The following is a 26,520-nucleotide window of genomic DNA, read 5'->3' as shown; positions in this document are numbered from 1 at the left end:
TAACATGATTGTCGATAGTTTTGAACACATAGGCTTTTATGAGGCAATGCTTCCAAATTTGAAATGTGGTCTTGATGCAATCAAGGTTTTGCAGTCAAAAGGCGAACTTGAAGAAGGAACCTATAATTTTGAGGGTGGATTCTTTAAGGTACAAAAGGGAGTAACCAAAGCATTTACAGAGGGAACCTTTGAGGCACATAAAAAATATATAGACGTACAGATTCTCATAGATGGTTCCGAGGAAATAGCCTGGAAAGAAATTAAAGATCTGACAGAAGTCATACCTTATGACGAAGAAAAAGATGCAGCAAGATATAGTGGAACCTTCGAGAATAAGATATTGATAAACAAGGGGATGTTCTGGGCAGCATTCCCTCACGATGGACATAAAGCCATATCACACACAACGAAGCAGCAAAGCTTTACAAAGATAATACTTAAGCTTCCGGTCGATTGTAATAAGGTATGATAGTTTATTCTAATGGCATGTTTTAGGATCAGGACTTAAGTATAGAACAGATTGAAACCTCTCAAAGCATCATTAACCTGATGACTTGAGAGGTTTTATAGTTATTATATTTTAGCATATCTCCATACTGTGGTGCGTGATACGCCCAAACGTTTTGCAGCAAGAGTCTGGTTGCCGTCACATTGTTTAAGAACTCTGCGTACGATTTCCGCATTCATTTCATCCAGGGTCCTGTTCATATCAAATACCTCTGAGCCATTTATGCCGGAGCTGGTAACAGGTGTAAGTTTTTCTCTTTCCAGAACTTTTGATACGTCCTCGGTTCTTATAAGTGACTGATCGGTGATACTAACAAGTTCTTCCATGATACGACGGAATTGAGCGTAATTATGTGGCCAGTTAAAATCCATCATGAGCTTTATACCTTCATCCTCCATTCCCAGGATATCGGTTTCACTGAATTGCATGAACTGACTTAGGAATAAATTGATGAGCTTCGGTAATTGACAGCTTATGGATCGAAGAGATGAGAGGTTAAGTACCGTACAGCCCAACTTGTTGGTAAAGGTTTCTGCAAATTTAGGAATTGATGAACCATTTGTAGGAAAAGACAATATCACATGATTTCTAAGACAAACCTCCATATCCATAATTACAGATAAAAGCTGCAGCGGATTATGATTCATGCTGCTTATCCCGGAAATATATATAGTATTGTCAGAATCCGCAAAAGGTGAATGCTGATTACTCTGTAAAAATTCCATGGATTTATCGTTAAGTAACTCGCAATTGATAACAATAAAAGGTTTATTCCCATTTGAACTTTTATTGTAAATCATGTTTGCTGCCGATTCTTTTCCTGTACCATCCTCACCAAAAAGCATTACCGGACGTTTAAATCTTGCCGCCCTTGCAAAATCCTCATCATTACCAAGGATATCACTGATGCTGACAAAGAAGCTGTTGTAAAAGGCCTCATGTGCTTCAGCCTGCGTAAAGTATTTTATACCCGAACGTCCGCTCAAAAACGGTGCACGACTTCGCTCTACATAAAATACTGTGTAGGTACCGGTATCTGAATTAAGCTTTAAGGCTTTGATATGATATAGGTTTTTGTTGTGATGTTTTATTATACGGCAGGACTTATTTGAAGGTACGGATGATATCTCTTTTTTTAATAGATTCTGTAGTTCATCCCTTTTTTCGAATTTCATGTTTGAAAATATAATATTTTCCTTATTGTCGAAGATGACCGTATCATTGGCCTGTCTGTCAATCACCTGACGGAGAAAAGCATTTTCGGAACGTAACTTCTGCATGGATTCTACCAGATGTATAGCGTTGGTATAGGCTTTGCGTATGCCGCTCTGTCCGGAGGTAAGGAGTACACAGTTCAAGCTGTGTCTTTTGGCTATGGTTGCAGACGATGCATCACAAAGAACTATTTTGTAGCCCTGGTCGTGAATGTGCTGCATGGTATTGTCCAATTTATCGGCGCTCTCAATGGTAAAAATCCGCAATTTTTTACTGAGAAGTGTGGAAATGCCCTGTATGGCTTCTGTTATGTTGGGAAATCCAACTACTGCTATGTCTGTAGAGATATTTTCTGCAAGTCTCATTGCCCTAAGTATGTCATAATCTGTGAGGTCTATCTCAACTACCGGAACAGAAACTTGATCACGAATCATACTTGCGGTTCCGCCACGGGATATGATCACATCAAAATCACCGTGAAAGTTATTTCTTGCTGCAGAAACACCTTCCTGCAGGTCTCCGTCTAAGACAACTAAATCTATTCGGTCTTTATAATCTTCGGCTGCCTTGATCATCTGAGTTTTCATTCCGTTGTATGGAGCTATACCCAAAATCCGGATTTTATCGTTCATAGTGCCTCCTAACATGGACTTTGAATAATATGGATAAATTGTGAAATAAATACAACACAATATTCAAATAACACCCAATTAATATCGCAAAATATAAAAAATATGTTTATGTTTAATATTTAAACAGCATTTTGCATAAAAATCAATTGAAAGAGAGCTTTTTTACGAGTAGTATGATTACATGAGATATGAATCATACAGTAATTGAACGCATCGTAAGTATGATTAGTATGGGGCGTTTAAATTTTTAACACCATTAAAATGGGAGGTATTGTAATGAGAAAAAAAATGATTTCTAAACTGATGGCTGGTGTTTTGGCACTGTCTATGGTTACAGGTTTGGCAGCATGCGGAAGCTCAGATGCAGGCAAAACAGCTGAAGCTACAACTGCAGGCAAAACAGCTGAAGCTACAACTGCAGCAGCCTCTGCAGCAGCGGAAGCAACATCAACAGAGGCTGCGGATAGTTCGGCTGACGCTGCAGGAACAGATGGCATAGCAGATATGAGTGGAACAACATTGAATTTCTGGTCCGATAAGGTTGGATCCGGATCATATAACATGATTGTTGCCATGTCTAAGGTTTTGGAAGAAAAAGGCGGATTTCAAGCTGTAAATGTAGATCCATCATATCCGGGAGGCATGGGTGCACCGTATATTTTTAAAGAGAATGGTGTAGATCTTTCTTTTGTAAATGGTGCTCCTGCAAAGTGGGCTATGGATACAGGAACACTTGATCGTGAGCCGACCGGCGGCTATGCAGCAGTTATAGGTGGACTTACACAGGTTGCATATATCAACTGTATCTCCAATAAGTTCCTTGAGGAAAACGGTGTCTCCACAATAGAGGAAGTTTTTGAAAAGAAACTCCCACTTAGAATCGGATGTTCAGCAAAGGGATCAATGGACGCAGAGGGTGCATATCTTCTTCTTGAGTACTTTGGTGTTACGGAAGATGATTTAAAGAGCTGGGGTGGTAGCATCACCAATCAGGGCGGTGACCAAAATGCAGAGGCTCTTGCTGATGGACAGATTGATTTCTATATTGACCACACATCATCAGCATCATCAACTATGGCACAGATTGCAACTACATGTGATGTAACATTCCTTCAATGGGGTGATGACCTTGTAAACTGGTTTGTAAATGAAAAAGGCTATGACAAGATCACAATTCCTGCTAACTCATTTAAGGGTCAGGATTCAGAACTTGTTCTTCCGGGTTCTCCGGATTGCTTGTTTGCAAATGAAAATCTTTCAGAGGACGTTGTATATGCCATTACTAAGTGTCTGTCAGAAAACAGAGATGCGCTTGTAAATGAGTATGCATCACTTTCAGGATGGGATCCGGCAACAGCTTGGGAATCTCAGAAGATTGGTGGATGTCCTCTTCACCCGGGTGCTGAAAAGTATTACAAGGAGATGGGATACATCAAGTAAACACTTATGTTGGCTTAAGAACCACTATTTATCCATCTAAGTTCTTGAAAAGAATTGTAATTAGAGAGAACTCTGGAGCCGGAATCCTTTTTTCGGGAGGAGTCTGGTTCCGGAGTTTTTTAATGGTTATGTAGTTATCAAATGTCAGGTATATTAAATCGGAGGGAAAAATCATGAGCGAAGAAATCAAAAGCGAAAACGCTCAGGAAACGATGTCTCATCCAAAGCTGTCAAAGGCAGATGAGATTGGCAGAAAGCTCGCAAAGGAAGATGGTGATGAAACAAAGATAGCCAAGATAATGAATGCTGCACCTATGTGGCGCAAAGTTATAATCATCGGGCTTTCGGTTTTTTGGGTTTTATTTCAGTTATACATCAAGCTGGTTAAACCGTTGGATCCATGGCTTCAGCTGCCATTACATATGTGTCTTGCACTTGTGATAGTATGGTTGATGAATCCTATGCAGGAAAAATCCAAGAGTCACAATAAACTGTGGTGGATATATGATTCGCTGCTTCTTGCGGGTGCTGTTTATGTATTTTACTATTATGCTTCACATGCAGAAACACTTAACTACAGACTGTATTCTGTGGATAAGATGAATTTTGATGATGTACTTGCAGGTACTATACTCATCATTGAATGTATGGAGGCTGTAAGAAGAGTAGTTTCTCTATCACTTTTCTGGGTAATTGCTTTCTTTATGGCTTATGCGTGGTTCGGACAGTTTGTACCGGGAATATTTCATTATGCAGGCATCAGTTATTCAAGATTTGTTGAAACGTTATCGCTTGGAGAAAATGGAATATTTGGTTCTCCTCTCGGCACATCCTTAAATACATTGTTCTATTTCCTTATGTTTGGCTGCTTTTTTGCCAATTGTGGAGGCGGTTCGGTGCTTACGGATGCAGGTCTGTCCTTATCGGATAAAACAGTAGGTGGACCTGCAAAGGCAGCAGTTATATCATCAGGACTCATGGGTATGATTTCGGGTTCTGCAGTTGCCAATGTTACAGGCACCGGCGTTTTCACTATTCCTCTGATGAAGAAGACCGGATATTCACCTGAAGAAGCAGGAGCAGTAGAGTCTGTTGCATCGACAGGTGGACAGATAATGCCGCCTATTATGGGTGCAGGAGCTTTCGTAATGGCTGAGATCATAGGAATACAGTATGTTAAGATTGCAGCGGCAGCAATTATACCTGCTATTGCTTATTTTGTTGCAGCACTCATGGTAGTACACCTTATTGCCAGAAAGAGACACATTGGAAAGAATCCTAATGTTCATTATACAGGTAAGCCGATTTTACCAAGAGTATACAGGCTTCTTCCTATAATTATACTTGTATTCATGATAGTAAGAGGTATGTCACTTCCAAGAGCCGGTATAATCTGTTCGGTACTTGCCATTGTGATAAGCTTTATTTCCCCGGAAACAAGAATGTCTCCAAAGAAGTTTCTTTATACAGTACTCGATGGTATACGTCAGGCTGCCAATATCGCAATTCCTACTGCATCCTGCGGTATCATGATAGGTATTGTTGTTCGTTCGGGTATTGCAGTTAAGATTGCAAAGATAATTGATAAAACCGGTAATAACTCTTTGTTTATTGCTCTTATAGTGGCAGCTCTTGGCTGCATCATTTTGGGAATGGCTCTTCCTACCGTAGCAGCATATCTGATTGCAAATACACTTTTTATATCTGCTATTCAGGGACTGGGTATATCTGCACTTACATCTAATATGTTTATATTCTATTTTGGCGTTGTGGCTCAGATAACACCTCCGGTATGTCTTGCATCATTTACAGCAGCCGGTATTGCGGGAGGATCGGCATGGAAAACCGGATGGAAAGCATTTGCCTTTGCTATAACCGGATTTATAGTTCCATTTATGTTTGTATACAGACCTGCATTACTTCTTGACGGTACACTGATTGAAATCATTCAATCTGCATCTATGCTTGCGTTTGCTACATTCTGTCTGGCCGGATGTGTATCCAGCTATATGTTCGGAGATCTGAAATTATGGGAGAGAACCGTATTTGCAGTGATAGCATTTTTGTTTATTCTTCCATCAGGAGCCTCAGATATAATCGGACTTATAGCAGGAACGGTATTTATTTCATACAGAGTCATCAGAGGTAAAAAAGAGGGAGTATTCAATAATCAGGAACAGAAAATAATTATGAATGCTTAAGGCATAAAATACAGTAAGGTGGATGCGCTATGGTAAAACTTTTGATTATTGCGGATGACTTTACAGGCGCACTTGATACAAGCATTCAATTTGCCAAACGAGGGGCAGTGGTAGAGGTACATACCGAAAAGGATGTAGAATATGAAAAGCTGTCTCCTGATGTGAATGTTGTTGTAATAGACTCCGAGACAAGACATGTTAGTGCAGATGAGGCCTACAAGGTTGTATATCAGATAGTTGATAGAGCATTAAAGCAAAATATACCGTTTATATATAAAAAAACGGATTCGGTTCTAAGAGGAAATATCGGAGCGGAGCTTACGGCTTTGTGTGACAGAAGCGGTGGAAGAGTACACTTTGTTCCGGCATATCCTGATATGGGAAGAACAACAAATAACGGAATACAATATGTCGATGGAGTGCCTGTTGCAAGAAGTGTGTTTGGAGAAGATCCCTTTGATCCGGTTCTGACTTCCAATATACCTGAGCTGATAAAAAACAGTTCAGATGTTAATGTTATGTTGATTTCAAAAGACGATGTTGTGGGAGAAGATAAGCATAATGGCATATACATATATGATGCGGAAACAGATAAGGATCTGTTGGATATAGCATATAAACTTAATGCAGATCACGAACTTGTTACATGTGCAGGGTGTGCAGGTTTTGCAGATGCTCTTGCAGAGATGCTCCATATAGGGGGAAGTAAGGGGAGTTTACCTGTGTTTCCTGAAAAACTGTTTGTGGTATGTGGAAGTGTTAATCCGGTAACAGTAAGGCAACTTGATGTTGCAGAAGAAGCCGGAGTTATGCGTATAAGATTAAACAGCACCATGATGCTTGATGAAAAATGGTCAACCACTGCTGATGCGGAAGAAAAAATTAAATACTGGGTTTCTGTCATGCAGGAAGAGGGAAATATAATACTGGACGTGAATAGTAAATATACACATAATGCTTCAGGAGAAAAAATAAATCCGGATGATCGCAGCATAGTATCTGGGAACCTGGGAAGAATAGTCAAGGAAGTAATAGATGTTGAATCTGATGCCATGTTTATGCTTACAGGAGGAGACACGTTGCTTGGGGCTATGGAGGCGTTGTCAGTATACTCCTTAAGACCTATTACAGAGCTCATTGCAGGAGTTGTAGCATTTAAATTTAGTTATCTCGGCAAAGATATATATTGTATTTCAAAATCAGGAGGATTTGGTAAAGAAAATCTGATTTTGGAGCTCTGTCAGATATTAAAGCAAGGCGATGAAAAAAGTCCGGAAGCAATATCTGATGAAGTACTGATGAAAATATAAATAGTCCAAAGTGTTTCTTAATGAAACAAAATAAATCGTTAAAATATATAAAAATAAATAATGTAACTATATGAAACAAACGGACGAGACTCAAACAGAGAAATCGTCCGTTTGTAATGTTAAACTGTAGCTATCAGAGCACAAGATATACATATATTAATAAAAGGAGAATTATAATGAAACAGGTAGATATCAAAGGCATCATTGTACCAATCATCACTCCTATGAGAGAGGATGAATCCATCAATGTTGATGTTCTTAAAGAACAGTGCGATAGAATGATAGAAGCAGGAATACATGCGATATTCTGTTTCGGAACAAATGGTGAGGGATATATCCTGAACGGAAAGGAAAAGGAACTTGTCCTTTCAACAGTTGTTAAGCATGTAAATGGTAGAGTTCCTGTTTATGCCGGAACAGGATGCATTTCCACAAAGGAAACTATCGAACAGTCCAAGATGGCTGAGGCTTGCGGCGCAGATGTTCTTTCTATCATCACTCCATCCTTTGCTGCGGCCTCACAGGATGAGATACAGAGACATTATGAGACAGTTGCAGCAGCTGTTCCTGAGATGCCTATAGTTCTTTATAATATTCCTGCCCGTACAGGTAACAGGATTGATCCTAAAACAGTAGGAAAGCTTGCACAGGTTGATAATATTGTCGGTGCCAAGGATTCCGGTGGAGATTTCAAAAATATCCTTGGATATATTGATGCAGGAAAATCAAGAAAGGATGGTAAATTTGCTGTTCTCTCGGGTAATGACCAGCTGATTCTCTGGACACTTAAGGCAGGTGGAACAGGTGGAATCTCAGGTTGTGCCAATGCTTATCCTCATAATATGGCAATGATCTATAATGAGTATGTGGCAGGAAACTGGGATGAGGCTAAAAAGTATCAGGACGCCATTGCACCATTCAGAGAGAATTTTGCAGGAGCCAATCCAAATACTGTTGTGAAGACTGCAGTAAGACTTATGGGGTATGATGTAGGTCTTTGCCGTGCACCGTTTAATATGATTCCGGATGAGAAAATTGAGGCAATTAAGAAAAATCTTGCCGAAAATAAAGCAAATGGAATGAGCTGACCATAAAAAACCGCCGGGACACATTTCCCGACGGTTTTTTAGCGGAGATGCAGGGATTTGAACCCTGGCGCCGTTTCCGACCTAGCGCATTTCGAGTGCGCCCCCTTCGGCCTCTTGGGTACATCTCCAAAAAATCATACCTAAAAAATATAATACACCAAAACAGCAAAGTCAAATGTCAATTACCCATGACCTGAGAGTCAGGGTATGAAATATTCAGGTTTTCACACGCTTTTTTGAGAAATTTCAATATCCTGTGATATAATCACCGAATGTAATTGTTCATTTGATGCATACCATGGTCCAGAACCTGTCTGTCAGCTCTGGTCCTACGCATGTCACGAGTGAAGCGTTACCTCCAAATAATCAATCAAAAAAAAGAGGCAAGATTTGAAATTATCATTATTTAACAACAATTTCAGAAACGCAGTTGCTGTGTTTTCGGCAGCTGTAATTACATTCTCAACAGGCTGCGCTTCCGTTCCTGTTGCTGCACCTGAAAAGAAGGAGCGCTTTACCGCTCAGTTTCTTGATGTGTTTGATACCATATCCATGGAGATCGGTTATGAAGCAAACGAGGAAACCTTCAAGGAGCGTTATAATGCTTCTCACGAGCTTCTTCTGAAGGAGCATCAGCTTTTTGATATTTACAATGACTACGATGGCATAAATAACCTTAAGACCGTCAATGACAACGCAGGCATACAGCCGGTAAAGGTTGACGAAAAACTCATAGAGCTTGTGAAATGGGGCAAGGATATTTACTCCCTCACCAACGGCAAAGTAAACATAGCCTATGGCGCAGTTTTGAGGCTCTGGCACGAAAAGCGTGAGATTGGTATGGCTGATCCCGAAAAGGGCGAGCTGCCGAACGAGGAGGCATTGAAAGAAGCGGTCAAACATACTGACATTAATGACATCATCATCGATGAAGCAGAAGGAACCATCTACCTTCAGGATCCCGAAATGAGTCTCGACGTTGGCGGCATAGCAAAGGGCTACGCCACAGAAGACGCCGCAAGGCTCCTTGAGTCAGCAGGATCAGACAGTTTCATGCTTAATCTCGGAGGAAATCTCCGGGCAATAGGACTAAAGGACAATAAAGATAAATGGGTATGTCCCGTTGAAAACCCCACCTACCGTGACTCCCAGACAGGAGACCAGTATTCAGCCATGACTTATCTGGATGGCATGTCTCTGGTTACTTCCGGGGATTACGAACGCTACTATGTTGTAGACGGCAAGCGTTATCATCATATCATTGATCCCGAGACCCTATATCCCGCAGCCTACCACCGAAGTGTTACAATCCTTACTCATGATTCGGCATTGGCTGATGCGCTGTCCACTGCACTTTTCAGTATGAGCATCGAAGACGGAAAGAAGCTTATAAAGTCTGTTTCCGATGGCACCAGCGTGCTTGGAAAGAGCGACAGAGTGGGCAGGATAGAAGTAATGTGGATCTCCGCCGACGGAACAAAGACCTTTACAGACGGATTTGAAGAATTTACTAAAAACTGAAAAATATCACAATACCTGAATTAGTTGCCTCAAACTATCCCAGTTTGAGGCAGTATTTCACCGAAAGGATGGTTCTCCAAATCCACCGGGGACGGTTCTCGACGGTGAGAACCGCCTCCGGTGGATTACTTTTTCGGGTTGAGAACCGCCTCCGATGAACTTTGTTCCGTCAGACATATCGAAATCAAGCCAAACATTTCAAAAATCATTTTTTCTTTTTTATTTCCAATGAGAATCCGGTTTCTTTTTTAAAATCCTGTTGACAAGAATTGCACCTTCATGTAGTATATACAAGTCGCTTGAAGCGACGAATTATTTTAGCGCTGTCGCCAAGTGGTAAGGCAACGGATTCTGATTCCGTCATTCCCAGGTTCGAATCCTGGTAGCGCTGCTCTTGTAGCCTTACAAGTAAAACAATTTCATATAGCGCTGTCGCCAAGTGGTAAGGCAACGGATTCTGATTCCGTCATTCCCAGGTTCGAATCCTGGTAGCGCTGCTAGAACCGGTTCACATGATGTGGATCGGTTTTTTTGATTCCATGGCGTTAGTATGTCTATTCAGACACGCAGATTGCTTTTTATCGTTATTTTGCGTGTCATATGCAATTATCCGCCGGCTCCGGCTTTCAAGGTCTTGACTTATTCCAAAATAGTAGTACAGTTAATACAGATGGTACAAGTGATACAGTTTTAGAGGTGAACTATGTTTTTATTGAACCTTCAAAGCAAGGAGCCCATATTTGAACAAATACAGGCTCAGATACTAAGCTTTATAGAAGCCGGTGTAATGAATCCCGGCGACAAACTTCCCTCTGTACGGCAGCTGGCTACGGAAAACGGCATTAATCCCAATACTGTTGCCAAAGCCTATGCTCTGTTGGAGCAAAAGGGATACGTTTACAACCTGCCTAAAAAAGGTGTTTATGTCGCAGAGGTCAATCCGGAAAACTCCAGACTCATCCAAATAGAAGCTCTGCTCAAACCCCTTAAAAACAGCGGCATAACAAAAGAAGAGATCCTAAAAGCCATCGATAAACTTTATGAGGAGGATCACAATGCTTAAGATTGAACATTTGTCCAAAAACTTCGGAAAGAAAGAGGTACTGAAAGATCTGAATCTTACAGTCAATGATAAATCCATCGTGGGATTAGTAGGCATAAACGGGGCAGGAAAATCAACATTGCTCCGTTCCATAGCAGGAGTCTACGAACCCGAAATGGGCAGCATAATGCTGGATGAAAAAAGCACTTACCACGACATGGAAACCAAAAAGAAAATCGCCTTTGTCAGTGATGAAGCTTATTTCCCCATAGGCTCCACCATCGAAAGCCTGAAGCTTTTTTATGAGTCCATGTACAACTTTGATCCCGATGCCTTCACTAAATACCTCGACATGTTTGAGCTAAGCCCAAAAGCTTCCATCTCAACTTTTTCAAAGGGAATGAAGCGGAGAGTGTCCCTGCTTTTTGCATTATCCATCCATCCCAAACTTCTTCTTTTGGACGAAGCCTACGACGGACTGGAGCCTCTTGCCAGACTTCATTTTAAACAAGCTCTCACCGGACTTTTGGAGGATGAAGAGGTTTCCGTTGTCATATCCTCACACAGCCTTAAGGAGCTGGAGGACATCTGCGACAGCTTCGCAATGCTTGAAAACGGAAGCATAATGAGAGGCGGCGACCTTGCGGAATCAAAGGAAAATATCAACAAGTACCAGCTGGCTTTCACAGATGAACACACAAAGGAAGACTTCAGGGATCTGGATGTGCTCCAGTTCGAAAAGGAAGGCCAGGTATACAAGCTTGTGATCAGGGGAGACATGGAAACTGTCGAAGCAAAACTTCGGGAAATGAACCCCATGCTTCTCAATATCCTTCCGATAAACTTTGAAGAACTATTCATCTATGAGCTTGATAAAAAGCATTGATTCAACGAATGCCTAAGCTGTTTTAAAGATACAAAACTTTTTACCGGGAACCATACCCCGGACGGAGATTATTATGAATAAGAATTATTTCAAATGGCTGATAAAAAGCAGAAAGGTATCACTCCTGTTTTTTATTCTGATATACATAGGATTTCAGCTTATCCCTTTTACAAGCTTCGATCCCGAATACCCTAAAGACGTCTTTATAACCAGCGCCAACATCGGCTGTGATCTCTCCATACTGCTCACCATGGCGATGCCTGTATATCTGTTTGCATACATCCATAGAAAGAGCAGTGTCGACATGTATTTTTCACTGCCGGTTTCACGAAAAGAGCAGCTCATTACGAATCTGTTTCTGACCTGGCTTTTATCCTACGGCTGCTTTTTTGCAGGAACCACCCTTGTATGGCTCCTTCGTGCCCGCAGCGTCATACTCCTGAGAACCTTTGTGTCCCTGCAGCTTTTTTCCGCCTTTTCCATTGCTGTCCTCACCTTATTCCACTCAGCTGTCTATGCACTTACAAATTCAGTATTTGACGGCGTGGTTATGATAGGCGCATATACAGTTCTGCCCGTAATAGTATCCGTCTCTGTAATGTCATTTATGTACTCCATGATTGCCGGCCGGAACATCCCTTCAGACAGCCTTGTGAACCAGATAGGCACACTGTTATCCCCCATATCCATGTTTTTTATAAACATCGGGGCACTTCTTGAACCTGAATACAGTGACACCGGCTTCATGACACTTTATTTGCTGCCAATGTCTGTATTTGCAGTTTTATCCGTGATACTTCTAAGGCATCACTTTATAAACAGAAAAGCAGAACGTGCCGAACAGTTGTCCGATGATATCCTTTCATACCCATTTATCATCAATGTTTACCTCCTTCTGATCCTTATGGACCTTTCATGGACGGTAGTATCAGACAGCATCGAAGGACTGGGATTCATATACCTGCTTTTGTTCTTTATCTACATTGTGGCATCTTTTATTTATAAAAGGTCAATTAAGATTTCCCTTAAGCCTATTGCCATGTTTCTTGCCTTTTGTATCGGAACCATGGCGTTTGCAGAAGCGGGATGGTTCACCGAAGGCTTTGGTCTCAGTAATCTGCCTTACAATCTTTATTCCGAAAAATATCTTTGCTACCGGTACAGGGCAGACGTAAAGCTTGAAGACCTGGGCGTGGATAATTCTGACTACTATAATGAAAATTATGCCAATGTCTCCTTCACCCTCATGATACCTACAGAAAACAAGGCGGAATACAAAGCTATAGTTGATAAAATGGAAGAATACCGCAAAAAATCCACCTCAAGATTTTATAACCGCAGAAAAAGCGGATACAGCTCAATAGACTTTGAAGTTTGCAATAAAAAAGCGGAGGATGACTACCGTGAATATAATGATTACAGCTACACGGGAGATTATCCGTTTTCAGAGCCGGAGCTTGAAGAGATCAGCAGATATTGTGATGTGAACGTTTATCCCATCATAAACAAGGAAACCGGAAGCCTGAATTATGGTGATTTTGAAGCTATGACACTGAAAGAATTCCTTGATTACAGAGCTAACCATAAAGAGCTGCTAAAAACCGAATAGACTGACTGATCTATCCACCTGGAAATCCATCGGGGACGGTGCTCTTCGGAGAGAACCGTCCCCGGTGGATTACATTATGCTGAACTTTTTTATACATTTATCTACTTTTTAATTAAATCTTTGATAAAGGTTTTCAAAAATCCGTTTCTTGTATTATCATTATCATGGGTTCAAAAAAGGGATTCAATCAGTTCAACAGACGCGGATCCTTGAGAGGGACATAGTTTACAGTCTCGCGATTTCAGAGGGTAGAACCCAGTATGGAGGAAACAATGAAATTAAAAAGATTATCAGCTATAATGATGGCAGCAATTCTCGCAACCTCATCACCTGTAAGCGCATATCTCGGTGAAATCACAGCGTTTGCAAAGAAAGATGACGATGAAGAAGACGAAAAAGACTACTCTGTATCCGATGCATCCTGGGATACTTCGGAAGATTCCAAAGGAAAAACGCACGTTTACGCAACCTGGACAGAAGCTGAGGACAAATCCTCAGGTACGATAACCATATATGTTGATGACAAAAACCGCACAAGCGAAGCTAAAAAGAACGGAAGCATAACTGCATCCACAACCACCGGCAAATTGGAGCTTACAAGCTACATCAAAAATATAAACCGTACGGGATCATACACCTTTAAGATTACTGCAGGAAAGAAAAATAAAGGTGACTCTGAAAAGTCATATGCAGAATCTGATACACTTGAAGTTGACAGCGATTTTCTTAAGTCACTTGCTTCATCAAACAGTTCCGGTTCTTCAGCAATTACACCTAACGGTAATACATCAGGCTCATCCGGTTCAAACACTGCTTCAGGTGCTACACCAGCAGATGCAATGAAAAATGATACCCAGAACTCTTCACAGAATTCAACTCAGACACCTGATCAGCAGGCAGCCACAGCAGACAAATGGCAGTTATGGCAGCCTTATGGATGGGTATATCTTGAGAACGGTATCCCTGTAACCAACAGATGGGTTTTTGAGTCCGATGGTAAATGTTATCACCTTGGAGCCAACGGATTCATGGATGTGAATACATACGTTTCCGATGAGCTTGGAACTCATTATGTTGGAAGCGACGGAGCTTTAGTTCAATAACAGATCACTCAAAACACAAATAACCAAATAATACAAAGAGAACGAGTATTGCCTTTATTCGTTCTCTTTTTTGTCCATTTTTTTATGGCTATTTCTATTCTGAAAGAGTAAAATAGTGGTATTAAAAATTTATAACTCTTTAGGATTATTTAATCTTTGAACAGAGGGGGTAAAAAAATATGAAGGGTTTCATGAAAGAGTTTAAGGAATTTGCGATCAAAGGTAATATGATCGACCTGGCTGTAGGTATGATCATCGGTTCTGCATTTACTTCTTTGGTCAAGGGCATAGTTGATTATCTGGTTATGCCGCTGCTTTCCGTATTTACCGGAAAACTGGATTTCAGCAATATGTTCGTACCGCTTGCAGGTCAGACTACAAAGGTATTTTCTCAGGCAGTAGAGGAAGGTGCGGTTTTTGCTTACGGTAAATTCATCACAGAGGCTATTTCATTCCTTATCATGGCTTTTGTAGTATTTCTTTTTGTAAAGGGCATCAACAAGCTCCGCAAGGAAGAGGAAGCTTCTGCTGAAGAGCCAGCAAAGACCAAGGAGTGTCCATACTGCAAGTCAGAGATCAGCATTGAGGCAACCAGATGTCCGCACTGTACATCAAAGCTTGAGGGCTTCAAGATCGATCCGGCTGAGCTCAATGCGTAATAAATTATAACCGTCCGTCAGGAGTCGGTGGGCATCCATTTGGATATGCCCACCGGCTCCTGACTATTTTTCTGCTTGATTTTATTTCAAATAGCGTTTAATATACTTGCATCGCTGTTGGACGAGATAACAGCCACATCTAATGACGTAACACCTATAAACCATACATTTCAGGCAGGTTTTACGGGAACGTAGAACCTGCTTTTTTGGATTCAGAGGACATTTATGTACGAAATAAAAGAGAGAGTAAGATATTCGGAAGTTGGGGGATCGCAGCATATTACCATAACTGCGTTGGTCAATTATCTTCAGGACTGCAGTACTTTTCATAGTGCTGACATTGGACTGACACTGGACAGGTTGAATGAACTCCATAAAGCATGGCTTCTTAGCTACTGGGACATTTACGTAGAAAGAATGCCCAAATTGTATGAGACCATCACTGTAGGTACAAGCCCTCATGCTTTCAGAGGGGTACTTGGCCACAGAAATTTCTGGATAAAGGATGCTACCGGTAAATATATTTTAAAGGCCAACAGCATTTGGTTCTGCTACGACACAGAGAGACTTCGTCCGGTCAAAATAGATGACGAAATGCTCAGTTCTTTTGGTGCACTTGAAGATGTCCTTAAGCTTCCGGCGGGAGACCGCAAGGTTCAGGAACCGGAGGAAATGATAGAGACGCCTGCCATCAAGATAGAGCCCCATCATATCGATACCAACCATCATGTAAACAATGCCCAGTATCTTCAGATCGCTGACGATGTGCTTTCAGCCGTAACTGAAGGAAAGGAAAGCTTTACTTCCGGCCGTATAAGGGCAGAATACCGAAAGGCAGCTGTTCTCGGAGACATCATGATCCCAATGTACGGAAAGAGCCCGGACGGAGGAATAGTAGTAAGTCTCCGTTCAGAGACAGGGGATGTATTCTGTAATATAGAATTTCTGTAAATCAACCTTCTTACCGTAAGTTTCCCAACTATTTATGTCTCTGACATGCAGATGTTAATCTAACCGGCTATCGGTTAAGACATTTTTATTTACAACACGTTTTGAAAATTTTCAATCAATTAAACAGCGCCGATATTTACCGGCCAATAATGCTTTATAGAAAGGTTTTATTATGATCGAATTAGGAAAGATGCAAACACTTAAGATTGCAAGAGAAAAGGATTTCGGAGTTTATCTTGAGGACAATGAAGGTGCCTCAGTCCTTCTTCCGAAAAAGCAGGTTCCCAACGGGAGAACAATTGGAGATGAATTATCTGTATTTGTTTACAAGGATTCCAGAGACCGTCTTATAGCAACCACCCAGAAGCCGCTTGTGGCAGTGGGAGAGATAGCAAAGGTTATGGTTAAGGATGTCACCAAGATAGGTGCATTTGTAGACATTGGACTTGAAAGAGATGTACTGCTTCCATATCACGAAATGAGATATGAGGTGAAAAAAGGAGACTCTGTGGAAGTATACCTTTATGTGGATCACTCACAGCGCCTTGCAGCAACTATGTACACAAAGAAGCATACTGACGCCACCGTTATTAAAAATGACGAAATTAAGAGCTATTTTTATGAGCAAAATGCCGATGAGGTTTTGAAGATATTGACAGAAAAGTTCGGAGGACATGTTCCATACACCGACAAAACTGTACAACCTGACGAAATTCAGCGGGATTTCGGCATGTCAAAGGCTGCTTTCAAGCGTTCTGTAGGCAAATTGCTGAAAGAAGGCAAGATTAAGATAACAAAAACTTCGATTTTTTGTCTTTATTAACAAAACCGGTTTTCCTGTCTGACACTTTGTCTAAATATTCACAGCTTTTTTTGGGTAGCTGTGCCGTAGAGATTAAATATGCGTTGGAGTATCATACACATTGTCACAAAGAGCGAGTGATTGAATCTCTTTGTTAACCAACGTATTTAACTCAGTAAGGAGACATGAAACTATGGCAAGTGTAGTTCTTAAAGATGTAACCAAGAAATATTCAAACGGTTTTGAAGCCGTTAAGAAGTTCAACCTTGATGTAAAGGATCAGGAATTTATCATTTTCGTAGGTCCTTCAGGATGTGGAAAGTCAACCACACTTCGTATGATCGCAGGTCTTGAGGATATCTCAAGCGGTGATCTCCTCATCGATGGTAAGAGAATGAATGATGTAGAGCCTAAGGACAGAGATATCGCAATGGTATTCCAGAACTACGCTCTGTATCCTCATATGTCAGTATATGACAACATGGCATTTGGTCTTAAGCTTCGTAAGGTTCCTAAGGATGAGATCGATCAGAAGGTACATGAGGCAGCAAGAATCCTTGACCTTGAGCACCTTCTTGACAGAAAGCCAAAGGCTCTTTCAGGCGGACAGAGACAGCGTGTTGCTATGGGACGTGCAATCGTTCGTAGACCTAAGGTATTCCTTATGGACGAGCCTCTTTCAAACCTTGACGCAAAGCTTCGTGCACAGATGCGTGTAGAGATTGCTAAGCTTCACAAGTCACTTGAGACAACTATCATCTATGTAACACACGATCAGACAGAGGCTATGACTCTCGGAACAAGAATCGTTGTTCTTAAGGATGGTATCATTCAGCAGGTTGATTCTCCTGAGAATCTTTATGACACACCTTGCAACAAGTTCGTTGCCGGATTCATCGGTTCTCCTCAGATGAACATGATCGATGCAGAGTGCGGCGAGTCAAATGGAGAGGTAACTCTTACATTTGCAGGTCACACAATCGCTCTTAGCCCTGCTAAGGCTGCAAAGCTTAAGGAAGGCGGATACATCGGAAAGACTGTTACTCTCGGAATCAGACCTGAGCACATCCATGACGAGGAAGATTTCGTAAAAGCTCACCAGAGACAGACATTACAGGCTGAGATCAAGGTTTATGAGATGCTCGGTGCTGAGACACTCCTTTACTTCGATTTAGGAGATGCTTCATGGGTAGCAAGAGTTAACCCTAAGACAGCAGCTCGTACAGGATCTAACGTTACATTCGCTATCGACGAGTCAAAGATCCACGTATTCGACAAGGATACAGAGAAGACCATCACAAACTAATTTGGATCAATCCCTTCATAAAAGATTTCATTCCCCCGGAACATAAATCGTTCCGGGGGTATTTTTTTAGCTGGTAACAGTTCAGCCGGAGCACATGAAGGGCCGAGCGGTGGGCATCCATTTGAATGCGTTGAGCCGAGTCGAGAAAAAAATAAATATTCCGGGAAATCTTGCACTTGAAAGTTGATTTTAGTAAAATAATTGTAATTATGTGTAGTAGAAGATGATACTACATTTTTACATTCAGATAGGAGTTACTATGATATCAAATCAGGTCTTACAGAGCACGATTGACTCACTTAAAGGCATTACAAGAGTTGATATTGCTATCGCTGATATTGATGGCAAAATTCTTGCTTCAACTTTCTCAGATGATCAGTATACAGAAGCTATGGTTTCTTCCTTCGCAGAGTCTCAGGCAGACAGCCAGGCAGTGGGAGGATACCAGTTCTTCAAGATTTTTGACGAACATCAGCTTGAGTATGTTCTTATAGCAAAAGGCGACACCGATGATGTTTATATGGTAGGTAAGCTTGCAGCTTTCCAGATCCAGACACTTCTGGTTGCATATAAAGAGAAGTTCGACAAGGACAACTTTGTTAAGAACCTTCTTCTCGATAACCTTCTTCTGGTTGACATTTATAACCGCGCAAAGAAACTCCACATCGATATCGGCGTAAAGCGCGTGGTTTACATCATTGAAACAGACAAGGGCACCAACGATTCCGGAGCTCTTGATGCATTAAAAACTCTTTTCGCTACAAAGACCAAGGACTTTGTAACTGCCGTAGATGAAAAGAATGTTATCGTCGTTAAGGAAGTCAAGCCCAATGAATCTGCCGAAGAAATCTATCATGTAGGAGAAACCATCCTCGACATGCTGGAGACAGAGGCTATGATCCAGGCCCGTGTAAGCTTTGGTACCGTTGTTAACGAGATCAAGGATGTATCAAAGTCATACAAGGAAGCTAAGATGGCTCTTGAGGTTGGCAAGATTTTCTACGAAGACAGAAACATCATTGCCTACAACCGTCTGGGTATCGGACGTCTGATCTATCAGCTTCCGCTTCCTCTTTGCAAGATGTTCATCAAGGAAATCTTTACAAGCATTTCTCCTGATGAGTTTGACGAGGAAACCCTCACAACCATCAATAAGTTCTTTGAGAACAATCTTAATGTTTCAGAGACTTCAAGACAGCTTTACATCCATAGAAACACTCTTGTTTACAGACTGGACAAGCTTCAGCGCTCCACCGGTCTTGACCTGAGAGTATTTGACGATGCCATAACATTTAAGATCGCACTTATGGTAGTTAAATACATGAAGTATATGGAGTCTATAAACTACTGATTAAAAAAAATAGTAAGAAAATCAAAAGATAAAAGCCGGTTATTAGTGTTTACACATTAGCCGGCTTTTTTTTATTATATAATTGCACTTTAAAATCCACAGAAAGAATCCATTTAAATGATAGAATTCAATAATGTTACCAAAACTTATAAAAACGGTGTCACTGCACTGAATAGTTTTAACCTCCGGATACAAGACGGCGAATTCTGCTTTATTGTCGGACGAAGCGGTTCCGGCAAGTCAACATTAGTCCGCCTCCTCACCAAGGAACTGGATCCCGACGAGGGTTACATCGTTGTTAATGACACTGACCTTACACATCTCCGCAGACGCCACATACCTAAGTACCGCAGACGCCTGGGAGTGGTTTTTCAGGACTTCAGACTCCTTGAAGACCGTTCAGTGTATGAAAATATAGCTTTTGCCCAGCTTATCATCGGCAAAACCAATGCTGAGATAGAAGAAAATGTTTCAAGAATCATGGAACTCACCGGACTAAGCTCCAAGAGCCGTTCGTATCCAAGACAGCTTAGCGGCGGAGAGCAGCAGCGTACAGCCATTGCAAGAGCTCTTGTAAACCGCCCCGAGATTCTGATCGCCGATGAACCGACAGGAAATCTTGACCACGAAAATGCCCTGGAAATCATGCATCTTCTTGAACGTATAAATGCCCAGGGAACAACAGTTATAGTCATCACCCATGACCGTGAAATGGTTAATCGTATGAAAAAGCGCACTGTCCGCATGTCACTGGGGGAGATAATTTCAGATACTGTACCGGAGGAGTCCGGAACCACTGAGATAAGAGTCGGCGTTTCCGCAGTCGCAGCCGAAAACGCTGAGATTAATACTGATACAAATTCAGACAGCAATACAGAAAAGGCAGGTGAACCGAAGCCTGGGGACAGATCAAAAGAAAGCATCGAAAAGTCTTCCGAAGAGGATTACGAGGAAAACGCCTTCGAAACAAGTGATGATACTTCTGAGGATGATTTTGATGAGCATTATGAAGAACCTGAAGAAGGCTGTAATTGGGAAGACGATTGGGATGAGGACTGGGCAGAACCAGAGACAGCTGAAAGCCAGCCTGAAAGATCAACTGATACAGTTAATGTTCCTGATAAACAGCCGGATACATCAGATGATGCCATTGATGTTTCTGATAAACAGCCGGATTCTGAAATCAGACCTTCTGCCGGGAAGGCATCAGATTCCTCAAATGAAACAGAACAACCCGCTGACGGCTCTGTTGAAGATCATTCTGTTTCCTCAAAATCCGGCTACTATATGCCTGAAATCAAACCGAACCCGACTGAGAAGCCCCGCCGCGGTCTGAAGGGCTCACACCGCCCGCATCATAAAATCGGAAAGGAGGATGCATAAATGATGAAACCAAATGCCTGGGGCTACTGCATCCGCTCCGGTTTTAAAAACATGGGTCACAACTTCCTTTTTTCTGCGGCCTCAACGGCAACCATAGCCGCCTGTATTTTTCTTTTCTGCCTTTTCTTTGCCATCGTTTCCAATGTTCAGAACATGGCACAAAATGCGGAAACCACAGTAGGTATCACCGTCTTTTTCAATGATGATGCATCTCCCGAAACTGTACAGTCTGTGGGACAGGCCATCATAGAAAGAGAAGAAGTTAAAAGCGCACATTATACTTCTGCTGAAGATGCATGGGCTGAATTTAAGTCGGATTATTTTGCCAACAACGAACTTCTGGCTCAGGCTTTTGCCGAGGACAATCCTCTGGCAGGCTCCCAGAGCTACGAGTTATTCCTTAACGATATCGATGATCAAAAGGCCATAGTTGACTGGTTGTACACTTTTGATTCAGTGAGGCAGGTCAACTATTCCAATGCAGCCGTAAAGGGACTGAGTACCGTAAACAACATCATTTCCTCCCTTAGCCTCATCATTATAGGCATACTTTTGGCAGTTTCGGTGTTTCTTATTTCCAATACCATCACAGTCGCTGCCCGATTCAGAAGAAGAGAAAATGAGATCATGAAAATGATCGGAGCCACGAACTTTATGATCCGTCTGCCTTTCCTTGTGGAAGGAGTGGTTCTCGGTTTTGTCGGATCAGTCATTCCTTTGATAGGAATGTACTTTATTTATGAAAAGGCTGTTACATATGTGAATGATCACTTCTTAAGCATTAGCACACTTTTTGCACCTATACCTATCACAACGATCTTCCCTATGATGGTAATCATCGCCCTGGGTCTCGGCGTGGGAGTAGGCTTTATAGTTTCATTTTTCACCATAAGAAAGTCCTTAAGGGTATGAGAAATAATTATTTTAAAAAAATACAACTGCTGCCACTTGCCCTGGCACTGTCTCTCTGTTTCACCACCGTGCCTAACCTTGCGGCAGAAAAAGAAAAGCAGTCCATAAACAACTCAAAGCAGAAAATAGATGAGAATAAAGCAAAGATAGATACATTGGAATCGGAGCAGAAAAAGGTCAATGAAAAAATCAAAGATCTTGAAGCATTAAAATCAGATACTGCAGCTTATATCAAAGCTCTGGATCAGAACATGGCCGAAGTGACCAATGAGCTTATAACCATCAACAATTACATTACACAGAAACAGCTGGATATAGAGTTCACACAGGATCAGCTTGCAAAAGCCACCCAGTCAGAATCCGACCAGTACGCCAGCATGAAACTTCGCATCAAATTCATGTATGAGAAGGGTGATACCAATTTCATTGATATGATCCTGAATGCAAAGAGCTGGTCTGACCTTCTTAATAAAGCAGAGTACATCAGCAGGATAACGAAATACGACAGGGATAAACTTGCAGAATATGAGTCCACCCGCCAGCTTGTAAGCGACACCCAGACTCAGCTTCAGGCAGAAAATGCCCAGCTTTTGGACCTGCAGAATCAGGAGGTTGCAAAGCAGCAGAGTCTCCAGGCTCTTCTTGACCAGAAAAATCAGGAACTGGCCGCCTACAAGGAAAAGATCTCAAATGCCCAAAGTGAGATTGCGAGTCAGCAGAGCAAGATAGATGACCTCTATGAGGATATCAGTGCCCAGGAGGCCAATATCGAGGCCATGGAGCGGGAGATAGAGCGTCAGGAAGAGGAGGCCCGCAAGAAAGCCGAAGAAGAGGCCAGAAGAAAGGCTGAAGCCGAAGGCAGGGATCCTGACAGTGCAAAATCAGATTACAAATCAAGAACCATGACCGGCGGATTTACCTGGCCGGTTCCAAGCAGCGGAAGAATCTCCAGCGGTTACGGCGACAGAGAATCCCCCACAGAGGGCGCAAGCTCCAACCACAAGGGCATCGACATCGCAGCTCCCAGCGGATCCAATGTCATCGCTTCAGCAGCAGGCACGGTGGTCATTGCCACCTATTCCGCAAGTGCCGGAAATTACGTCATGATAAGCCATGGAAGCGGCACTTACACTGTTTACATGCATATGTCCAGCCTCAATGTTTCCGAAGGTGATGAAGTATCCCAGGGCGAAAGCATCGGATCTGTCGGATCAACAGGATACTCAACCGGACCACACCTGCACTTTGGCATACGTAAAAATGGTTCCTATGTAAATCCGGAAAATTATCTGTGATAATTCAGCTCCCACTTGAGACTACGCAGGTGGGAGCTTTTAATTCCATTTTTCCATAAAATGAATTTATAAAAATTTTCTTTGTATAAAAGTCCGGGGCAACATATAATATCCTTTATGCAAAACGATAATAATATAAATAATCAACCAGAAAATCAAAACGAAACTACGCAGAAAATCGAAAAACCCAAAAGACATTTATTTGGAAATTTCGACTTTGTTTACGGCTTCCTGCTTGGACTTTTTATCATGTTCACCATAGGAGGCAGTACTTTTTATGTGTATTTTTTCGGCATCCCGCCTTTTATCAATGATTACCTTAATCACAGAGGTTCCGGTAATGCTTACCTTTCTCTGGCGAGTGCATCAGAACTTAAGGCCGGGGATAAAGGTACAGCTTTGGAAACCACTGTCGCAAGTGAAACGGCCTCTGCCGAAACCGGCAGTTCAACTGTCGTAACCGGTTCCATCGATATGGCGGCTCTTGCCAGAAAGCTTGGCATTCTCCAGACTCTTATAGATCAGAATTATCTGTTCCCTGAAGATCCAGGAAAAGCTGAAACATACATCTATAAAGGTCTTCTTGCCTCACTCACAGACGAGGATCCTTATGCACACTACTATAGTGTGGAAGAGATGAACGATCGGAAATCCAAACAGAACGGAACCTATTACGGAATAGGTGCCATAGTTCATCAGATGGAGGATACCAATGAGTGTATCGTTATCGAAGTATATCCGGGAAGCCCTGCCGAAAATGCAGGAATGCAGATCGGAGATATACTTTACAAGGTTAACGGCATAGACATTTCCGACATGTCCCTTTCCTATGTGGTCCAGAATATGATTCAGGGTGACAAGGGCACCTCTCTCGATTGCGTTGTAAAGAGAGGTGATCAGGAAGTCTCCATGCGTATCACAAGAGGCGATGTGGAAGTTCCTAAGGTAACCAGCGGAACTCTGTCCCGACTTGGCATATCCATTCCGGATTCTGTCATTTCAGGTTCCGGAGCTCAGAGTCTTTCAGCAGATGAAATAGGCTATATGTCCTTTGGAAACTTCTACAGTACAGAAGGAAAGCAGGCTAAGGCAGCCCTTGACAAGCTTATCAACGAAGATCAGGTAAAAGCACTTATCATTGACCTTAGGGGCAATACAGGCGGAGACATTGAGATCGCTTCATCGCTGCTTGACTATATACTTCCGGATAACCTGACAACCTTCACTGAAGGAAACAAGGAATTCCAGCAGGGCAAGACTCTTTTTGCCTATACAAGAAACAAAAACGGAAAAGGACAGGAGTGGTACGCACACGACGGTCACGAGATAAACATCCCCATCATCATTTTGCAAAACCAGAATTCAGCTTCTGCCGCAGAGCTTTTCTCAGGCTGTCTTCATGACTATGGTGTCGCAAAAGTCATTGGCACCACCTCCTACGGTAAGGGAATAGTCCAGACAGTGACCACACTTGCCGACGGTTCTGCCGTTGAGTTCACAACCCATTACTACTACATACCATCAGGGCTCAACATCCATAAGGTAGGTATAGTTCCTGACATCGAGATCCAGCTTGGCAGCACAGCTGATGAGTACATGGTTTCCCTGGAGGATGACCTTCAGATGAAGAAGGCCATCGAAGTCCTGGTAAATGGTAACTGAACCGAAAACCTGCTATAGTTTTATGATCCATGATCATCATCGGATCGATTCTGAAAATATTTGCACTGAAAGTGCCGACATAAAAAAGGCGGCGGAATGGAGATAAAAATGAGAATAGGTACAGGATATGACGTACATAAACTGGTTCCCGGAAGAAAGCTTATCCTTGGCGGAGTAACAGTGCCTTACGAGCTTGGACTTGACGGTCACAGCGATGCGGACGTGATCGTACACGCCATCATGGATGCTCTTTTAGGCGCTGCTGCATTGGGAGATATCGGTCAGCATTTCCCTGACAATGATCCTGCATATAAAGGTGCAGATTCCATAAAGCTTTTGAAGGAAGTTGGAAATATCCTGAAAAAAGAAGGATATAAAGTTGGAAACATAGATTCCACCATCATTGCCCAGAGACCAAAGCTTATGACCTTCCTTCCGGAAATGAGGAAGAATGTTGCCGACGCCCTCGGTCTTGATATAAATCAGGTTTCCATAAAAGCCACCACAGAAGAGCATCTCGGCTTCACCGGAAGAGGTGAGGGCATCAGTTCACAGGCTGTGGCGCTGATAGAAAATTTGTAAACCAAAAAAGAGCAGGCGATTTTTCGCCTGCTCTTTTTAAATCCTCAATTTCAACTTCTGCGGAATGCAGTTCAGTGTAAAATCCTTCTGCTTTCCGATGGACTCACCGTCCACGTGGGCGGGAAGTGCCTCTGTCATGTGAATCTCTGCCGACTTGCAGCGATAGAGATGGACCCCGGTACGGGTCACATGAAGCCCGAAAATACTTGAGAACAGAATGATATACCAGCGCCACTTCTGCTTGGTGCTTACTATACATACATCAAGCCAGCCATCATTACCACTGGCACCGGGACACACCATGTATCCGCCGTCATAAGGGTGAACGTGACAGGAAATGAACAAAACGTTGTTAAATTCATGTTTTTTCCCATCCAGGATAACATAACCCTTTGTGGGCTTTGTTCTGAAAAGCTCCCTCATAACCGTTCTCACATAGTTAAATCTCTGAATCCGGTCAAGCTTTTTCTTCTGCTTTTCACAAGCGCACTTTTCATCATAAAGATCAAGAAAGATGGCTGCATCAAGTCCTATTCCGGAGCTGACAGCAAACCTTCTGTTCATGGAAGAGCAGTTTAACACTCCGTAGTCCAGAAGTACCTCATCCGAATCATTAAAAAGTCTTTTCAACTGTGCTTTCAGGTTATATTTCCTTCGGAAGGAACGGGCCACATCATTGTCAGCGTTTGTGGGAATGTAGGCGAGGGAAATATTATCTCCATCCATATTTACTCCGTCCACAACTTCATTGAAAGTTCCCTCACCACCTATGACAGTAATGGTTTTTGTTTCCTGATCATCTGATAATCTATGTGCATAATCACGGGCATCCCCGGTTTTTTCTGTTATATAAGCCTCAAAATTTTCGGCATTTTCAGTCTTTTTAAGATATCTGAGAACCTTATCCCAGATTATACGTCCACGACCATTGGTAGCCGCAGGGTTTACAATAAAATAATACATTTGTCCTCCAAGCTATAACTAACAGAGAGTATAGCATCGAAAAATCTGTTCATGTATAAAAAGACTATTAAATAAGTCGAAATTCAAACTTCAAATAAG

The 26,520-nt window shown here is 42.1% G+C and carries 21 protein-coding genes, 3 tRNA genes and 1 pseudogene; 22 read left to right on the top strand and 3 right to left on the bottom strand.

The window, feature by feature from the left end; genetic code table 11:
- Positions 1 to 4: 4 nt before the first annotated feature.
- Complete coding sequence (locus BLV86_RS06515) at positions 5 to 469, top strand: NanQ anomerase/TabA/YiaL family protein (protein ID WP_090815757.1); 465 nt, start codon at positions 5 to 7, stop codon at positions 467 to 469.
- A gap of 104 nt (positions 470 to 573) precedes the next feature.
- Here the strand turns inward: BLV86_RS06515 and BLV86_RS06510 are convergent, their stop codons facing one another.
- Positions 574 to 2,355 carry a sigma-54-dependent Fis family transcriptional regulator gene (locus BLV86_RS06510; protein WP_175456459.1) on the bottom strand — a complete coding sequence of 594 codons (1,782 nt, stop codon included), beginning with the start codon at positions 2,353 to 2,355 and terminating at the stop codon, positions 574 to 576.
- Between the two features lie 276 nt (positions 2,356 to 2,631).
- Between BLV86_RS06510 and BLV86_RS06505 the strand changes: the two genes are divergently transcribed.
- The 4 genes from BLV86_RS06505 to dapA all read left to right on the top strand — a co-directional run bounded on the left by BLV86_RS06505 (position 2,632) and on the right by dapA (position 8,394).
- On the top strand, positions 2,632 to 3,795 hold the full coding sequence (locus BLV86_RS06505; protein ID WP_090815752.1) for a TAXI family TRAP transporter solute-binding subunit: 1,164 nt from the start codon (positions 2,632 to 2,634) through the stop codon (positions 3,793 to 3,795).
- Between the two features lie 173 nt (positions 3,796 to 3,968).
- Entirely contained in the window at positions 3,969 to 5,996 is a 2,028-nt protein-coding gene (locus BLV86_RS06500; RefSeq protein ID WP_242840118.1) for a TRAP transporter permease, read from the top strand.
- 29 nt (positions 5,997 to 6,025) lie between these two features.
- A complete protein-coding gene (locus BLV86_RS06495) occupies positions 6,026 to 7,306 on the top strand; it encodes a four-carbon acid sugar kinase family protein (RefSeq protein ID WP_090815751.1) in 1,281 nt (426 codons plus the stop codon).
- Positions 7,307 to 7,482: 176 nt separating this feature from the next.
- Entirely contained in the window at positions 7,483 to 8,394 is a 912-nt protein-coding gene (gene dapA, locus BLV86_RS06490; RefSeq protein ID WP_090815749.1) for a 4-hydroxy-tetrahydrodipicolinate synthase, read from the top strand.
- 42 nt (positions 8,395 to 8,436) lie between these two features.
- Here the strand turns inward: dapA and BLV86_RS06485 are convergent.
- Positions 8,437 to 8,522 (bottom strand) — tRNA-Ser (locus BLV86_RS06485).
- Between the two features lie 262 nt (positions 8,523 to 8,784).
- On the opposite strand from BLV86_RS06485, the gene BLV86_RS06480 reads away from it, so the two are divergent.
- The 17 genes and pseudogenes from BLV86_RS06480 (at position 8,785) to ispF (ending at position 25,458) form a co-directional block, all read left to right on the top strand.
- Positions 8,785 to 9,915 (top strand): FAD:protein FMN transferase, encoded by a 1,131-nt coding sequence (locus BLV86_RS06480; RefSeq protein ID WP_090815747.1) that lies wholly within the window; start codon positions 8,785 to 8,787, stop codon positions 9,913 to 9,915.
- A gap of 319 nt (positions 9,916 to 10,234) precedes the next feature.
- Positions 10,235 to 10,306: transfer RNA gene (locus BLV86_RS06475), tRNA-Gln, on the top strand.
- A gap of 34 nt (positions 10,307 to 10,340) precedes the next feature.
- Positions 10,341 to 10,412, top strand: a tRNA-Gln gene (locus BLV86_RS06470).
- 206 nt (positions 10,413 to 10,618) lie between these two features.
- Positions 10,619 to 10,978 carry a GntR family transcriptional regulator gene (locus BLV86_RS06465; protein ID WP_031553786.1) on the top strand — a complete coding sequence of 120 codons (360 nt, stop codon included), beginning with the start codon at positions 10,619 to 10,621 and terminating at the stop codon, positions 10,976 to 10,978.
- Positions 10,971 to 11,843, top strand: a complete 873-nt coding sequence (locus tag BLV86_RS06460) for an ABC transporter ATP-binding protein (protein WP_175456458.1) — start codon at positions 10,971 to 10,973, stop codon at positions 11,841 to 11,843. The genes BLV86_RS06465 and BLV86_RS06460 overlap by 8 nt, the downstream gene beginning before the upstream one ends.
- Before the next feature lie 73 nt (positions 11,844 to 11,916).
- Positions 11,917 to 13,452: a hypothetical protein gene (locus BLV86_RS06455; RefSeq protein ID WP_090815743.1), complete on the top strand. Its 1,536-nt coding sequence runs from the start codon at positions 11,917 to 11,919 to the stop codon at positions 13,450 to 13,452.
- Between the two features lie 272 nt (positions 13,453 to 13,724).
- Positions 13,725 to 14,555 carry a hypothetical protein gene (locus BLV86_RS06450; protein ID WP_031553791.1) on the top strand — a complete coding sequence of 277 codons (831 nt, stop codon included), beginning with the start codon at positions 13,725 to 13,727 and terminating at the stop codon, positions 14,553 to 14,555.
- Positions 14,556 to 14,734: 179 nt separating this feature from the next.
- A complete protein-coding gene (gene mscL, locus BLV86_RS06445; RefSeq protein ID WP_031553793.1) occupies positions 14,735 to 15,214 on the top strand; it encodes a large conductance mechanosensitive channel protein MscL in 480 nt (159 codons plus the stop codon).
- Positions 15,215 to 15,439: 225 nt separating this feature from the next.
- Positions 15,440 to 16,165: an acyl-[acyl-carrier-protein] thioesterase gene (locus BLV86_RS06440; protein WP_090815741.1), complete on the top strand. Its 726-nt coding sequence runs from the start codon at positions 15,440 to 15,442 to the stop codon at positions 16,163 to 16,165.
- A gap of 172 nt (positions 16,166 to 16,337) precedes the next feature.
- Positions 16,338 to 16,988 (top strand): S1-like domain-containing RNA-binding protein, encoded by a 651-nt coding sequence (locus tag BLV86_RS06435; RefSeq protein WP_090815739.1) that lies wholly within the window; start codon positions 16,338 to 16,340, stop codon positions 16,986 to 16,988.
- A 172-nt stretch (positions 16,989 to 17,160) separates the two neighbouring features.
- Positions 17,161 to 18,273 carry an ABC transporter ATP-binding protein gene (locus tag BLV86_RS06430; protein WP_090815737.1) on the top strand — a complete coding sequence of 371 codons (1,113 nt, stop codon included), beginning with the start codon at positions 17,161 to 17,163 and terminating at the stop codon, positions 18,271 to 18,273.
- Between the two features lie 259 nt (positions 18,274 to 18,532).
- Entirely contained in the window at positions 18,533 to 19,624 is a 1,092-nt protein-coding gene (locus BLV86_RS06425; RefSeq protein WP_031553802.1) for a PucR family transcriptional regulator, read from the top strand.
- 117 nt (positions 19,625 to 19,741) lie between these two features.
- Positions 19,742 to 20,395: pseudogene (gene ftsE / locus BLV86_RS18620) on the top strand (cell division ATP-binding protein FtsE); the annotation flags it as partial.
- A 615-nt stretch (positions 20,396 to 21,010) separates the two neighbouring features.
- A complete protein-coding gene (locus tag BLV86_RS06415) occupies positions 21,011 to 21,919 on the top strand; it encodes a cell division protein FtsX (protein WP_031553807.1) in 909 nt (302 codons plus the stop codon).
- Positions 21,916 to 23,214, top strand: coding sequence for a murein hydrolase activator EnvC family protein (locus tag BLV86_RS06410; RefSeq protein WP_090815734.1), 1,299 nt, complete (start codon positions 21,916 to 21,918; stop codon positions 23,212 to 23,214). Before BLV86_RS06415 ends, BLV86_RS06410 begins: the two co-directional genes overlap by 4 nt.
- A gap of 279 nt (positions 23,215 to 23,493) precedes the next feature.
- Positions 23,494 to 24,876: a S41 family peptidase gene (locus BLV86_RS06405; RefSeq protein WP_175456457.1), complete on the top strand. Its 1,383-nt coding sequence runs from the start codon at positions 23,494 to 23,496 to the stop codon at positions 24,874 to 24,876.
- A 108-nt stretch (positions 24,877 to 24,984) separates the two neighbouring features.
- Complete coding sequence (ispF, locus tag BLV86_RS06400; RefSeq protein WP_090815730.1) at positions 24,985 to 25,458, top strand: 2-C-methyl-D-erythritol 2,4-cyclodiphosphate synthase; 474 nt, start codon at positions 24,985 to 24,987, stop codon at positions 25,456 to 25,458.
- A gap of 36 nt (positions 25,459 to 25,494) precedes the next feature.
- Here ispF and BLV86_RS06395 read toward each other — a convergent pair whose 3' ends face one another.
- A complete protein-coding gene (locus BLV86_RS06395; protein ID WP_031553819.1) occupies positions 25,495 to 26,421 on the bottom strand; it encodes a diacylglycerol/lipid kinase family protein in 927 nt (308 codons plus the stop codon).
- Positions 26,422 to 26,520 lie beyond the last annotated feature (99 nt).

This window comes from Oribacterium sp. KHPX15 (assembly GCF_900107835.1).
In the GTDB taxonomy this organism is placed as follows: Bacteria; Bacillota; Clostridia; order Lachnospirales; family Lachnospiraceae; genus Oribacterium.
Note: the sequence above shows the minus strand (reverse complement) of the source record. Positions and strands in the feature narration are given on the sequence as shown.